This is a genomic window from Nocardiopsis sp. N85 (assembly GCF_028882275.1).
GTDB lineage: Bacteria > Actinomycetota > Actinomycetes > Streptosporangiales > Streptosporangiaceae > Nocardiopsis > Nocardiopsis lambiniae.
Map to the genome: position 1 here is coordinate 45,771 of NZ_JARBUT010000024.1, position 12,671 is coordinate 58,441.

Genomic DNA, 12,671 nt, shown 5'->3' on the forward strand with positions numbered 1-12,671 from the left:
GGCGGCGGCTCACAGGTCGAGTTCGTCGAACAGGGCCTCCCAGTCCGACTGTTCGGGATCCTCGACCAGCGGGGAGCGCCACTCGACGGCCTCCTCGAAGGTGTCCCCGTGCCGTTCGTCGCCGCCGATCCCCTCGGTGGCGGCGCCCGCCGCCAACAGCGCTCGGGCCAGCGCCGGGGGGCCGCCCAGTCGGGTGGTCCGGAACAGCGGTGTCTGCTCCTCGGAGTCCCGGGCGTCGACCGCCACGCCCGCCTCCAGCAGCCGTGGCAGCAGTGCCTCGTGGTCCAGCAGGTGCATGTGGTGCAGCAGGGTCCGCCCGCTCCGATCACGGACGCGGGGGTCGCCGCCGGCGTCGAGATGGCGCAGGGCCGCCTCGGTGTCACCGTGCCGCACCCGTTCGAACAGGTCGTCGCGGAACAGGCGCAGCGCCTTGGGCAACCGCCCGGATCCCGTGGCCCAGGCCTCGCGGACCGCGTGACAGCCGGTGCTCCTCCCGCCCAGGGCGCGCAGGGCCGCCTCGCGCCTCAGCTCGTCCTCGTCGTGCGGGACGGCCGGCCCGTCGACGCCGAGGACGACGGTGTGCCACTCACCCCGACAGCGCACCCGCACCGGGCCCGGGGGGTCCGGATCGGGCGGTCCGACGGGACCCCCGGCGGGTCCGCGAGCGGGGGCGAGGGCCTCGCGCACCAGGGGGTGGAGTTCGTCGGGGGAGACCGCACCGTCACGGAGCACGTCGATGTCGATCGGGCGGTTCCGGCACGCCTCCGCGAGGATCGGCGGGCCCGCCCGGCCTCGGCCTTCTCCAGCCACAGGGACGTCGCCCCGTCCCCGGAACGCCGGATCCGGAAGCGGCTGTGGGCGTCGTAGGGGAACCAGTGCTCGTCGCCCAGCCCGGCCGCGTCCAGCCGCTCGACCTCGGCGGCGAGCCGCGACACCGACAGCGGCGCGTAGGAGAGGGCCTCCACCGGGTCCACCGGGTCGCCCCACTCCATCTCCACGGGGGAGGTGTCGAGGTCGATCCCCGCGGCGGCGAACGCCTCCGCGACCCGTCCGGTCTCGTGGAGGACCTCGATCCATTCGGCGCGGGCCACCGGGTCCTCGGGCCCGGGGTCGGCGGCGGGGAGTTCACCGAGGGCGCGCGGGGCGCCGTCGGGGTGCAGGAACGGTGCCCGGTGGGCGTCGCCGCCCCAGCGCTCGCGCGCCTCGCCCACGCGCCGGGAGTCCCACAGGTGCCGCCCGGTCGCCCACACGTGCGGGATGTTCTCCCAGTACTCCACCCGGTGGTCGGACTCGGCCCGCACCGGCATCGTGTCCTCCCAGGAGTGCTCCGCCACCTCCAGGACCAGCCGCCGGGCCCCGTGGACGCGCCAGTCGACCTGGCGGACCGACAGCCACGGACCCCCGTCCCCGCCGGGGCGCGACAGCAGGAGCCGCTGCAACGGCAGCAGGCGGCCGTCCCCGTGCCAGAACCGGGGGAAGTGCCAGCGCACCAGGTCCGGGACCAGGTTCCGGAGGTCGTCGAGCAGGGTCCCGGCGAACTCCGCGCCGTACCCGCGCCGCAGCGCCCGCAGGTCCAGGTCGACCGCCATGTCGGCGGCCGCGCAGGCCCCGAGCCAGTCGCCCGCCAGCCGCCGCTCGGCGGCGCGCTCGATCATGGCGCGCGGCACGCCGTAGCGGCGCCCCTTGCGCAGCCCGGCCGCCCGCATCGGCCGGTGCGACGCCGAGCGGTGACGGTACGGGGACGTCACCGGTACAGGCTCCCGATCGCGCGCAGGTCGTCGTGCGCGCCCCGGGCGGGCCGCAGGTGGCGGGCGATCGTCCGCTTGGTGCGGCGCGGCAGCCCCGGCCCCAGCCCCGCGTACTCCATCCGTCCGCTGCGGGCCACCGCGTCGGACAGCGCGGAGGCGGCCGGGAAACCGAAACCGGTGTGGCGCACCTCCAGACGGCGCAGCGGGCTGTCCGGGATGGCCTCGGCCAGCGCCGTCACACCCGCGTCGCCCAGTTCGTTCGACGGGGCGCCCAGCGCCCGCTGCGACCGGGGCCGTCCCAGGTCCAGCGCCTCGATGCCGCCCAGGGCCCCGGCCAGGGCGAACGCCCCCTCCGCGCCGATGCCGTTGCCGCCCAGGCCCAGGGTCACCGGGCGGTCCAGGTCGGCGACGGCGGCGGCGATCGTCCGCGCGCCCTCGTCGCCGAGGTGGTTGGCGGGCGCGTACAGTTCGCGCACCCCGGCGTCGCGCAGGAACGCGGCCAGCAGGGCGGCGCTGTCGGGGCCCAGCCCGTTGCCGCCCAGGAACAGTCGTTCCATCGGGGCCGCACGGACCACCAGCGTCTCCAGCAGGGACCGCAGCCCCTCGGCGCCCACCCCGGTGTTCACCAGGTCCAGGGAGCGCAGGCGGCGATTGCGGGCCAGTGCCCCGGCGACCGCACGCGCGCCCTCGTCGCCCACCGGGTTGCGCTTGAGCCACAGGGCCCGCACGGTGTCGTCGTCGGCGAGCCGGTCGGCGAGGGCGACCGCACCGTCCGCGCCGATCCGGTTGCAGCCCAGGTAGAGGGTCTGGAGGCCGTGCTCACCGGCGAGGGCGTCGGCCAGCACGCGGGCGCCCTCCGACCCGATGGCGTTGGTGCCGAGCAGGAGGTGGGCGGCGTGCGGCGAGGTCGCGGCGGCCGGGACGACCCGCCGGGCACCGGGCGGTCCCAGACCCTGCTTGCACAGGTCCACCCGACCGTCGGGGCGCAACGTCCCCGACGGGAACGTCTCGTCCTCCGTGACCGGGGCCGGATCGGCCAGCCTGGCCAGCAGCGGTTCCAGAGCGGCCGGATCCGCCCGGGGCAGATCGGGGTGCTCGATGGCGGGGCAGCGTACGGGCGTCTTTTCGGTCATCACCATTCCACCGCTCGATCGTGCTCGGGCCGGTGGGCGGAGCCGACCGAGGCCTCCGGACGTGAAGAAGAGAAGGCGGCAGGACCGGTCGGATTCGAACCGACGTCCTCCAACTCGCTGTCCGGCGCGACGACCTCTGCGCTACGGCCCTGCCGAGCAGGGAGTCTAGCGATACCCGCCGGTGACGCGTCGGTGTCGCCCCGGCTCTGGGGCGTTCTCGCATGTGCGGGGTGGGAGAGGAACCGGGGCGGCGGGGGCGGTCGGATTCGAACCGACGTCCTCCTCCATGCCGTGTAGGCGCGACGACCTCTGCGCTACGCCCCCGCCACGCGACGAGGGTAGCGGGAACGGAGGGAGGAGGGGACGGAGGGGCCGGCCGGATTCGAACCGGCGTCCTCCCGGTTCTGGAGACCGGGCGCGACGACCTCTGCGCTACGGTCCCACCGCCGCCGGCAACGGTAGCGCACCCGAGTCCAGGGCGTGGATGACCCCGGCGGCCCCGCCCCGCGCCGCCGCGCTCAACCCCAGCGACGACGGCTCCACCCGGCACCCGCCCGCGTCCGGCGCGAACACCCCCGACGCCAGCGCGGTCCGGCACGACGGCAACAACCACGGCCCCATGGGCACGAAGTACCCGCCCAGGAGCACCAGTCCCGGGTCGACCAGGTTGACCAGTGCCGCCAGGCCCTGGCCCAACCGGATGCCGGCCCGCTCCAACGCGGACACCGCCGTCCCGTCCCCGGCCACGGCCCGACCCACCGTCGCGTCCACCAGCGCCGCCACGTCGGCGCCGGGCAGCGGACGCTCCGGAGCCAGGTCGGGCACCGCGTCGCGCAGGATCGCGCCGATGCCCGCCGACGCCTCCAGACACCCGCGCCGCCCGCACGAGCACTCCGGGCCGTCCGGCCCCAGCGCCAGATGCCCCAGCTCCCCGGCGAACCCGCCGGCCCCGCGCAGCAGGGAACCACCGGTGAGCACCCCCGCGCCGATGCCGACCTCACCGGTGACGTAGACCAGATCGGGCGTACCGGCGAAGGATCCCACCCGGTACTCGGCGATCGCCCCCAGGTTGGCGTCGTTGTCCACCCGCACCGGGAAACCGAGCACGTCCGTCCGCGCACCCAGGGGGAAGTCCGACCAGCCCAGGTTCGGTGCCCGGCGCACGGTCCCGGTGGGCGCGTCCACCAGGCCCGGCACCGCGATCCCGGCGCCGACCACGGTCCGCCCCCGCACCGAGGGATCGGCCATCACCTCGCGCAGCGCCGCGACGATGCGCCGCGCGCTCTCGTCGGGCCCCGCCGCTCGGGCGTCGAACGGCATGTGCCGACTCGTCAGCTCCCGCTGTACCAGGTCGACCGCCACCACCGACAGGTAGTCGACATTGACTTCTAGGCCCAGCGCCGCCACCGAGGAGTCGTCCAAGGCCAGCAGCACCCCGGGACGGCCCACCCCGTTCTGCGCGGTCTCCCCGGTCTCCCGGATCAGGCCGCGCGCCATCAGATCGGCGACCAGGCTGGAGACGGTCGTCTTGTTCAGACCGGTCGCCGCCGCCACCGCCGCCCGCGAACACGGCGCCGACTCCCGGACGGTGCGCAGCACGACGCCCAGATTGGCCTCGCGGACCGTGCGCAGACCCACCGTTCCCGAACCGATCGACACGGGGCCTCCCTCGTCAACGGACCGCTGCCGTGTCCGGATCGTACCGGGCGGACCGAAAACCGTTTGCCGGGCATCCGGGATCGATGGTGGGATCGCGTGCGTGATCCCCGCAGACGTCTTCCGCGACCAGCCCGTCCTCACCGGCGAAGCGGTCGAACTCCGCCCGCTCGACGCCGAGACCGGAGTCCCGTTCATCGCCGCCGCACTGGACATGGACCCGGAGGTGCGTCGCCTCACCGGTACCCACCGCGAGTTCACCGAGGAGGAACTGACGGAGTGGGCCCGCACCCGCCCCGACCACCACGACCGCGCCGACTGGGTCGTCTTCGAACGGGTCGGCGGCGCGCCGGTGGGCGAGTGCGCGCTCATCGACCTGGATCCCGACAACGCGTCGGTCGGCTACCGGATCGCGCTCAGCGGAACCGCCGTCACCGGCAAGGGCTACGGCACCGCCGCCACCGATCTGGTCCTGGAGTACGCCTTCACGGTGGCGGGCCTGCACCGGGTCGCCCTGGAGGTGTTCGACTTCAATCCCCGGGCACGGCGCTCCTACGAGAAGTCGGGGTTCGTCCGCGAGGGCGTGTGGCGCCAGGCCCTGCGGTGGGACGGGGAGTGGCACGACGCGATCCTCATGTCGATCCTCGCCGACGAGTACGCCGCGTTCCGTGCCGCGCGCGGGGGTGGGGGTCGGGGCGTGCCGTGCCCGTGAGGGGCCCGGGGCGGCCGTGTCGGAGGCCGCCCGTCGAGGGCCTCCCGGGGGTGGGCGAGCGTGTCCGCCGCAAGGACGAAGGAGGAGACGGGGCGGTCTCTCCGGTCGACCGATGAGAACGCCGCAGAAGAGGGTGCCGTCGGCCGTGGCCGCCCGTCGAGGGCCTCCCGGGGGTGGGCGCACCGGGGCGTCGCGCGGCGGGGTGGGCGTCCGGGGGAGATGCCCTAGCCTCGGGGTATGCCCGTTCCCGAGTTCCTGCGCGAGCTGCGCCGCCAGATCGGCCCCGCCCTGGTCCCCCTGGTGGGGGTGACCGCCGTCGTGCTGGACGCCGACGACAACGTGCTGCTGCACCGGCGGGCCGACGACGGTCGCTGGGCCCCTCCCGGCGGCATCCTCGAACCGGGGGAGCAGCCCGCGGTGGCGGTCGTGCGCGAGGCGCGCGAGGAGACCGGCCTGATCGTCGAGGTCGAACGGCTGGTCAGCGTGCTCGGCGAGGACCCCTACGTCTATCCCAACGGAGACCGCGTCCAGTTCCTGGACCTGGCGTTCCGCTGCCGCCCGGTGGGCGGCGCCCCCGACGTGAGCGGCGACGAGACCCTCGAAGTCGGCTGGTTCGCGCCCGACGCACTCCCGGCCATGTCGTCGCGGATCATCGACCGCATCGGCTACGCCCGAGAGTCCCGCGCCGAACCCTTCTACGTCCGCTGATCCGCCTTCGCCGGGTCCGGGCGCCGCGACCGGCCGCGACGGTCCCTCAGAGGAAGATCCGGCCCCGGCGGCCCCGGTCGCGCAACGCGGCCATGCGGCGCACGTTGCTCGGGCGTCGCGACAACAGGTGGTAGAGCAGCAGCGAGCATCCCCGGTCCGTGCGCGCCCGGTCGGCCATCTCGCCCATGTTGACCCGGGGGTACAGCCGGGCCCCGCCCGCGTGCGCCCGCACGGTGTGCGCTCCCTCCGGGAAGTGCGCGTAGGCGTGGTTGTCCGCCGTGTACTCCGAACAGCGCGCCAACGCCGCGCCCAGCAGCGGGACCAGGTCCGCGCCCAGTACCGCGACCCGGCGCCAGAACCCCGTGTGCCCGGCCACCACGTGCCCCAGTTGGTGGGCCACCGCGAACGCCAACGCGTCGGGATCTCCCAACCGCCCGTCGTCGTCGAACAGCTCCCCCGACAACACCAGGTAGCGGCGCAGCCCGTGCGCCCCCGCGTCGGCCGGGCCACCGTCGACCCGCACGTACGCCTCGGGGACGCGCACGCCCATCGCCGTCGACAGCGTCACGATGATCCGGTGGGCCTCGGGGAACTGCGTGGGCGAGACCTTCACCGACTCGGCCCGGTGGCGGGCGTGGCGCAACCCCCGCACCGCCCAGTAGACGGCCGGGACGAGCACCACCACCAGGACCGTCCCCCGCCAGGTCCCGGTCAGCAGACCCACCAGGTGCCCGGCCGAGGCCAGGACCACCAGGTTCGCGACGACGCACACGAGCAGCAGGGGCGCCTCCCACGGATGGGCCGGCGCCGGGACGATCTCCTCGCCCTCGCCCAGCTCGTAGGGTCCACGACCGTCCGGCCGGACGGAACGACAGTACGGGGCGGACGGGTACCGGTTCTCCGGAACGTAGCCGCAGCCGCTCACCCCGTGCGCCGAGCAACCATGGGAACGACCTGGAACGGGCATGGGACAGGACATGGACGGCCTCCCCTCCGGACGCGGATCAGGAAAGATCAGGGTCGGTTACTCCCTGTGTCCAAATATTACTTTCCGCTTCCCCGAGGATGGGCTTAGATCGTGACGGCGTGTCAACAACCGATCGCGTCGACGTTTTCCCGGTTCCTCCCGGCCGGCCGCGCCTCCTTCGGACGTTCGATTCAGCGCTGCTCGTACCTGCGCAGTTCGTCGGCGAGCGCGTCCAGGAACCGGTCCACCTGAGCCGGGTCGTATCCCGGCCGGGCCCGCGTGGTCGAGAACTGGACCCGCTCCACGTCCGCCGAGGTCAGTGTCGCCCGGTCGGGCCGTCCCCGCTGGAGCACCTCCAGTGTGAACTCGGCCCGGTCCAGGAAGTCGTCGACCTCCTGCTCGTTGTAACCCGTGGTCAGCCGCGTGGTCGCGAACTGCTGCTCCCGTACGTGCTCGGGCGTCAGCCGGGACTGCGGTGCCGCCCCCGGCGACCGACCGCCCCCCGCCGGCTCCTGGTGGGGGTGGTCCCGAGGTCGAGGGTCGTGCGTCGCCGCCGGGCGCGGTGGCAGCGGCGGGGTCATCGCCCCCGACCGGCCCAGACCGCGTCCGGCCAGATCGGCCACCACGACGTCGAGGAAGTCGTCCACCTCGTCCTCGCGGTACCCCGGGCTCAGCCGGGTGGTCCGGAAGCGCGCGTTGCGCACTTCGTCGGCCGTGATGAGCGGACCCTTGCGCGGGCCGCCCTCCAAGGCGATGAGCGTCGTCTCGATCCGGTCGAGCAGCGCGTCGACGTCCTCCTCGTTGTATCCCGGGCGTAGGCGCACCGTGTGGAACTTCTTGTCGCGGATGTCCGCCGGTGTCAGAGGCATGGTTTCCATTGTGCAGTTCACGAGGTTCTCAGGGTGGTCATCCTCGCCCGACTCGTGCCTTCGCCCGCGCGATGTGCGTCGCGAGGTCGGTGATCACCTCGTGGACCCGGCGACGGTCGTAGCCGCGCGGGACCACGTCGAGTGCCACCGATCCGGGCTCGGCCGAGGAGACGTGCGGTGTTCCGACCGGGACCTCGACGGAGGCGGGGGCCCGGAGCGGGCGGTCAGGGTGGCGAACGCCCGGTCGAGGAGGTCCGCGACCTGTGCGCGTTCGTACCCCCGCGGCACGACGTCGAACGCCGGTCGTGTCACGGGAGGGCCGGCGGTCGTCGGGGCGGGGTGGGGAACGGGTGGTGCGGCGGAGTTCTCGCCGCGTGCCTCCAGGTGGGCGATGTCGCGCGCGAGGTTCTCGACCGGGTCGGCGACCCGGGTGCGGTCGAATCCGCGCAGGACCACGTCGAACTCCGTGGAGACGGGCTCGGCCGAGCCGATCGGCCGGGTTCCCGCCGGGGTGTCCGGGTGCGGCCGGATCCCGGTGCCGACGGTCGGCGTCGTGATCGCACGGTGCGGCGGGTCGGTGACCTGACCACGGTGGTGGCCGCGCGGCACGATGTCGGAGTCCGGAACCGCCGGGGGGAGTTCATGCCCGCATTATGCCGATGGGGCGTGGCGCACGCCATAGCGGAGGGGTTTCGTGGCCGACAGCGGACGCGTGGTGAAGCGTCAGTCGCGCATGAGGTACATGGCCAGCCCGCGGGCGATCGCGGAGGCCGCCCGCTCCTGCCATTCGGGGTCCTCCAGTAGGGCGGCGTCCTCCGCGTTGCGCATGTTCCCGGCCTCCAGGAACACCTTCGGCACGGTGGACATGTTGAGACCGCCGAGGTCGGTGCGCTCGTCCAGGCCGTCCTCGGCCAGGTAGTCGGCGTAGGGGATGTCGGAGCCCTCGCGGTACTCGCGGCGCAGGTCCTCGGCGAGGAGGAGGGAGGGGGCCACGATGTCCTCGGTGAAGCCCTCGACCTCACCCGGCACGATCACGTGGAAACCGCGGCCGGACGCGGGGCCGCCGTCGGCGTGGATGGACAGGGCGGCGTCGGCCCGGACCTCGTTGCCGATCTCGGCGCGCTCGTCGATGCAGGGGCCGACGCCCTCGTCGTCCTCCCGGGTGAGGACCACGGTGGCGCCGTCGGCCTCCAGCCGTTCCTTGACCAGGAGGGAGAGTTCCCAGTTGAAGAGGTGCTCGGCGTAACCGGAGCCGGTCTCGGCGCCCACGGTGTCGCAGGCCTTCTCCCGGGGGCCGGCCGGGACGAGGCGGTTGATCTCGGTGGTCGCGGAGGCGTTGCCGCCGTTGTGACCGGGGTCGATGACGACGATCCGGTCGTGGAGCGGACCGTCGCCCACGAGAGCGTCCTCGCCGGGTTCATCGCGTTCGTCCGTGCCCGTGGGTCCGCCGTCGGAGGAGCCGTCCTCGGGTGCGGGCAGCGGGAGCGCGGCGGTGGGGTCGGCGCCGGGCGCGGCTCCGGAGGCCGACGAGCAGCCGGCGGCGAAGAGTACGACGAGGGAGGCGGAGTACAGGGCGCGGGTGGCGCGGCTCCGGGGTCCTGGCGGTGCGGAGACGGGCATGCCCTCAACCTACCGGGCGAACCGGGCGGATCACCCCTATCGGAGTAGAGGCCTTCTTATTAAGACGCTTGAGCAATGGTTTGGTTTACATGATACGGAAAAATTTTGAGAACGGATACGATCCACTGCTCAGTGTAGCCGAGTTTCCCCTGTAATCTGCTTGTTATCCAATTTCGGATGTTTTCGGGCTTTCCTCTGTTGTAGGGTGATTGACGAGGAAACGGGAACTCTCCCGTACGGTTCCGCAGGCCCCTCCGTCCAGGTCGCGACCGCTGTTCTCCCAGGTGGAAGGCGCTTTTCCACGCCTTCCACCATCCCCATCCGCACCCTGGCGCCCAGTCCCCCGCCGCCGTGGCAGCACACGCCCGAGAGCGTTGCACTGGACCAGGTCGATCCGCTGAGCACGGGTCGGGATCCCCTAGAGGATTGATTTGAAGACCACTTCCAAGATCGCCGCGCGTCGCATCATTCAGGGCGGTGCCGCTTTCGCCGCCCTCGGTGCGCTGAGCATCGCCACGGCCCTTCCGGCCGCCGCCGATGTGGAGCAGTACGGCTGGGGCTACGCCGCCTCCCTGGGCGGTGCCGGCTTCGTCGAGACCCAGGACGGTACCTCCGCGGACTCCTTCTCCGTCGACTACGGCTGGGTCTCCCTGGAGGGCACCACCTCCTCCACGGTGAACGCCTCCGGTGTCAGCTCCACGGTCCAGGTCTCCTCGGTCCGCATCCAGATCACCGTCGCCGACATCGAGGGCGACCTGGAGATCGAGGACGAGGAGGAGGACGAGGACGAGGAGACCGAGGAGCCCACCGAGGAGCCGAGCCCCTCCGAGGACCAGGCCCCCGAAGAGCAGGAGGGTGACGACACCTCCGGCGAGGGCGACACCGACGAGCCCGCTCCCACCACGCCGCCGGCCGACGAGGACGACGAGACCGTTCCCTCCCCGGAGCCCTCCGAGTCCCCGAGCGCCACCCCCGAGGCCGAGGAGGCCGACGAGGCGCTCGCCCCGCTCGTGCTGGACGAGACCAACAGCGACCTGGTGGACGGCTCCGACGAGGTCCTGGTCGAGGCGACCATCAGCGGCGTCTCCGTCACCACCACCCAGAAGTGGGACGGCTCGGTCGACCGTCAGGTCAACGAGGGCAGCGTCAACTACATCACCGTCCCCGAGGGCACCGACTTCTCGCTGACCCCCGAGGTCATCCAGTGGGAGGAGCCCACCGAGTTCGAGGGCTACGTCTGGGACGACGCCTACACCGTCCTCGACTACAACATGATCGTCGACGACGAGCTGGTCGACTGGATCACCGTCGCCGAGACCGGTGCCGGCGTCCTGACGATCGACGAGGACGGCGACAACGGTGGTGGCGACGGCGAGGAGAAGCCGCGCCCGGAGAAGCCCGCCGAGAAGCCCGCCGAGAAGGAGCCGGCCGCCAAGCCCTCCGAGGCCCTGGCCACGACCGGTAGCCCGATCGGTGGCCTGATCGCCGCCGGTGCCGCGATCGCCGCCGGTGGTGGCGCCGCCGCCTACCTGGCCCGTCGCAAGAAGACCGCCACCGAGGCTCCGGCCGAGGAGAACGGCGACAACTAGTCGACGATGACCGTCGGGTCGTCGGCCGCGTGCGGTCGATGAATCGATGACACGTCCGGCCCCGGGGATCCCCTCCCCGGGGCCGTTCGTGATTTCGGACACCGTGATCCTGTCGGTCTCCCCGGCCGTTTCAAGGGGCGGAACCCGGGCGCTCCCCGGCTCGTTGATCCGGTGTCCGAAACATCACGGTGAGCGATCACGCGTCGCGAGACGGTTTCCGTTTCGTGATCGAGCGGTTAGGCTCGCGGTGGGGGCGTGCCACGCGTTCCCACCCCGCACGGCCCCTCCTCCGGGGCGGAAAGGCCGTCACCCCCGCCGCCCCGTGTGTCGCGCACCGGTCCTCCGCAGACCGACGCGACCCCCCGTGACCTGTCACTTCGGGCTCCGGTCACGGGCCGGCCGCAGGGCCGGACATCCCCCAGAGCCAACAGGAGTGCCGTGGTGACCCCCGCCAGAACGACAGGACGCCGCCTCTTCGACGGCACCGCGCTCGTCGCGCTCGCGGCGGCGTTCGGTCTGACCGTGCCCGCGCCCGCGGCCGCGACGTCGGCCGCCGCCGTGGACCCGCTCGTGTGGGGCAACGCCCAGGCCTGGGCCGCCAACGGCGACGTCGTGGCCGGCTACTCGACCGCGGTCGGCTTCGGGGGGGAGAACGAGGAGCGGGGCGACACCACCGACGTGTTCGGCCCGCTCGCCCCCTACATCGACATCGAGGGCTCCAGCCACACCGTCATCGACGACGACGGCGCCCGATCCACCGCCGTCGTCGAGTCCGCGGTCCTCCGTCTCACCGTGATCGACCTGGTCGCCCTCGGGATGATCGACGTGCCCGCCGATCTCGACCTGGCCCCCTCCTCCCCGACGGAGACCCCGACCCCCGGTGACGGGGAGGCCCCCCACCAGGACGTGCCCACGCCCGAGGGCGAGGACGGCCCCCGCCCCCAGCGACCGCCCGCCGAGGGCGACGACACGCTCCTCGGCGAGGAGTCGGAGAGCCCCGGCCCCTCCCCGAGTCCGGACGGGGGCGAGGTCGTCGCGCTCGACGACGCCGACACACGCCGGGTCTCCGCCGACAACACCCTGGAGATCTCCGTCTCCGACATCGTGACCACGGCCTCCGCCGGGTTCGACGGCCGGACCGGCACCACCTTCGAGCACGGCGCCCTCACCGCCTTCGGTGTCCCCCTGGAACCGCTGGAGGACGCCGGCGACGGTTACGTCGTCGAGGACGTCCTGGTGGTTCTGGACGAGGAGGGCGAGGTGATCGAGGAGGTCCCCGTCGCGGTCCGGTTCCTCCGTACCCAGGAGACCTTCGACGACCAGGACCCGGACTGGCGGGGGCAGGGCACCCGCTCCCGGCTCACCGTGTCGGTGCGGGTCGGCGACGCCGACGACGGCAACGGATTCGCGGTCGACTTCGCCGACTCCTGGGCGCTGGGCTCCACCTACGTCGCCGGCGCCTCCGCGAGCCCGGACGACCGGTCGGGCTCCTCCCCGCAGGCGCAGGAGCGCTCCAACGGCGACCTGGCGATGACCGGCGGCTCCCTGGCCGCCCTGGTCACCGCGGCCGTGGTGGCGATCGGCGGCGGATCCGCCGCCACCTTCCTCGCCCGCAAGCGCACCACGGCCATGGACGACCGGATCGAGGACTGACGCCGGGCCGGGGGAC

General features: G+C 73.2%; 11 protein-coding genes, 2 tRNA genes and 1 pseudogene. 4 read left to right on the forward strand and 10 right to left on the reverse strand.

Annotated elements, in window-relative coordinates:
* Window positions 1–9: 9 nt before the first annotated feature.
* The 7 genes and pseudogenes from PWG71_RS25140 to PWG71_RS25170 form a co-directional block, all read right to left on the reverse strand.
* Window positions 10–603, reverse strand: coding sequence for a hypothetical protein (locus tag PWG71_RS25140; RefSeq protein WP_274812476.1), 594 nt, complete (start codon window positions 601–603; stop codon window positions 10–12).
* Window positions 525–1,748 (reverse strand): hypothetical protein, encoded by a 1,224-nt coding sequence (locus PWG71_RS25145; protein WP_274812477.1) that lies wholly within the window; start codon window positions 1,746–1,748, stop codon window positions 525–527. Before PWG71_RS25145 ends, PWG71_RS25140 begins: the two co-directional genes overlap by 79 nt.
* Window positions 1,745–2,881, reverse strand: a complete 1,137-nt coding sequence (locus tag PWG71_RS25150) for a gala protein (RefSeq protein WP_274812478.1) — start codon at window positions 2,879–2,881, stop codon at window positions 1,745–1,747. The genes PWG71_RS25145 and PWG71_RS25150 overlap by 4 nt, the downstream gene beginning before the upstream one ends.
* Before the next feature lie 79 nt (window positions 2,882–2,960).
* A pseudogene (locus PWG71_RS25155) lies at window positions 2,961–3,032 on the reverse strand.
* A gap of 100 nt (window positions 3,033–3,132) precedes the next feature.
* A tRNA-Ala gene (locus tag PWG71_RS25160) sits at window positions 3,133–3,205 on the reverse strand.
* A 43-nt stretch (window positions 3,206–3,248) separates the two neighbouring features.
* Window positions 3,249–3,323 (reverse strand) — tRNA-Trp (locus tag PWG71_RS25165).
* Window positions 3,314–4,540 (reverse strand): ROK family transcriptional regulator, encoded by a 1,227-nt coding sequence (locus PWG71_RS25170; protein WP_274812480.1) that lies wholly within the window; start codon window positions 4,538–4,540, stop codon window positions 3,314–3,316. Before PWG71_RS25170 ends, PWG71_RS25165 begins: the two co-directional genes overlap by 10 nt.
* Window positions 4,541–4,640: 100 nt before the next feature.
* Between PWG71_RS25170 and PWG71_RS25175 the strand changes: the two genes are divergently transcribed.
* On the forward strand, window positions 4,641–5,249 hold the full coding sequence (locus PWG71_RS25175) for a GNAT family N-acetyltransferase (RefSeq protein WP_274812481.1): 609 nt from the start codon (window positions 4,641–4,643) through the stop codon (window positions 5,247–5,249).
* Between the two features lie 237 nt (window positions 5,250–5,486).
* Window positions 5,487–5,957, forward strand: a complete 471-nt coding sequence (locus PWG71_RS25180; protein ID WP_274812483.1) for an NUDIX hydrolase — start codon at window positions 5,487–5,489, stop codon at window positions 5,955–5,957.
* 46 nt (window positions 5,958–6,003) lie between these two features.
* Here the strand turns inward: PWG71_RS25180 and PWG71_RS25185 are convergent, their stop codons facing one another.
* From PWG71_RS25185 to PWG71_RS25195, 3 genes are all read right to left on the reverse strand, one after another.
* Window positions 6,004–6,936, reverse strand: a complete 933-nt coding sequence (locus PWG71_RS25185; RefSeq protein ID WP_274812484.1) for a M48 family metallopeptidase — start codon at window positions 6,934–6,936, stop codon at window positions 6,004–6,006.
* 179 nt (window positions 6,937–7,115) lie between these two features.
* The gene (locus tag PWG71_RS25190; RefSeq protein ID WP_274812485.1) at window positions 7,116–7,802 is read right to left on the reverse strand and encodes a DivIVA domain-containing protein; all 687 of its coding nucleotides are present in this window, start codon (window positions 7,800–7,802) and stop codon (window positions 7,116–7,118) included.
* A 714-nt stretch (window positions 7,803–8,516) separates the two neighbouring features.
* Entirely contained in the window at window positions 8,517–9,413 is an 897-nt protein-coding gene (locus tag PWG71_RS25195; RefSeq protein ID WP_274812486.1) for an N-acetylmuramoyl-L-alanine amidase, read from the reverse strand.
* Between the two features lie 431 nt (window positions 9,414–9,844).
* Between PWG71_RS25195 and PWG71_RS25200 the strand changes: the two genes are divergently transcribed.
* Together PWG71_RS25200 and PWG71_RS25205 are read left to right on the forward strand one after the other, a co-directional pair.
* Complete coding sequence (locus PWG71_RS25200) at window positions 9,845–11,002, forward strand: hypothetical protein (protein ID WP_274812487.1); 1,158 nt, start codon at window positions 9,845–9,847, stop codon at window positions 11,000–11,002.
* A 441-nt stretch (window positions 11,003–11,443) separates the two neighbouring features.
* Window positions 11,444–12,655 (forward strand): hypothetical protein, encoded by a 1,212-nt coding sequence (locus tag PWG71_RS25205; RefSeq protein WP_274812488.1) that lies wholly within the window; start codon window positions 11,444–11,446, stop codon window positions 12,653–12,655.
* Window positions 12,656–12,671: the final 16 nt, after the last annotated feature.

Coding starts and splice junctions, on each gene's coding strand:
- PWG71_RS25180 (WP_274812483.1), top strand. CDS start 5,487: ATGCCCGTTCCCGAGTTCCTGCGCGAGCTGCGCCGCCAGATCGGCCCC.
- PWG71_RS25195 (WP_274812486.1), bottom strand. CDS start 9,413: ATGCCCGTCTCCGCACCGCCAGGACCCCGGAGCCGCGCCACCCGCGCC.
- PWG71_RS25150 (WP_274812478.1), bottom strand. CDS start 2,881: ATGACCGAAAAGACGCCCGTACGCTGCCCCGCCATCGAGCACCCCGAT.
- PWG71_RS25190 (WP_274812485.1), bottom strand. CDS start 7,802: ATGGAAACCATGCCTCTGACACCGGCGGACATCCGCGACAAGAAGTTC.
- PWG71_RS25185 (WP_274812484.1), bottom strand. CDS start 6,936: ATGTCCTGTCCCATGCCCGTTCCAGGTCGTTCCCATGGTTGCTCGGCG.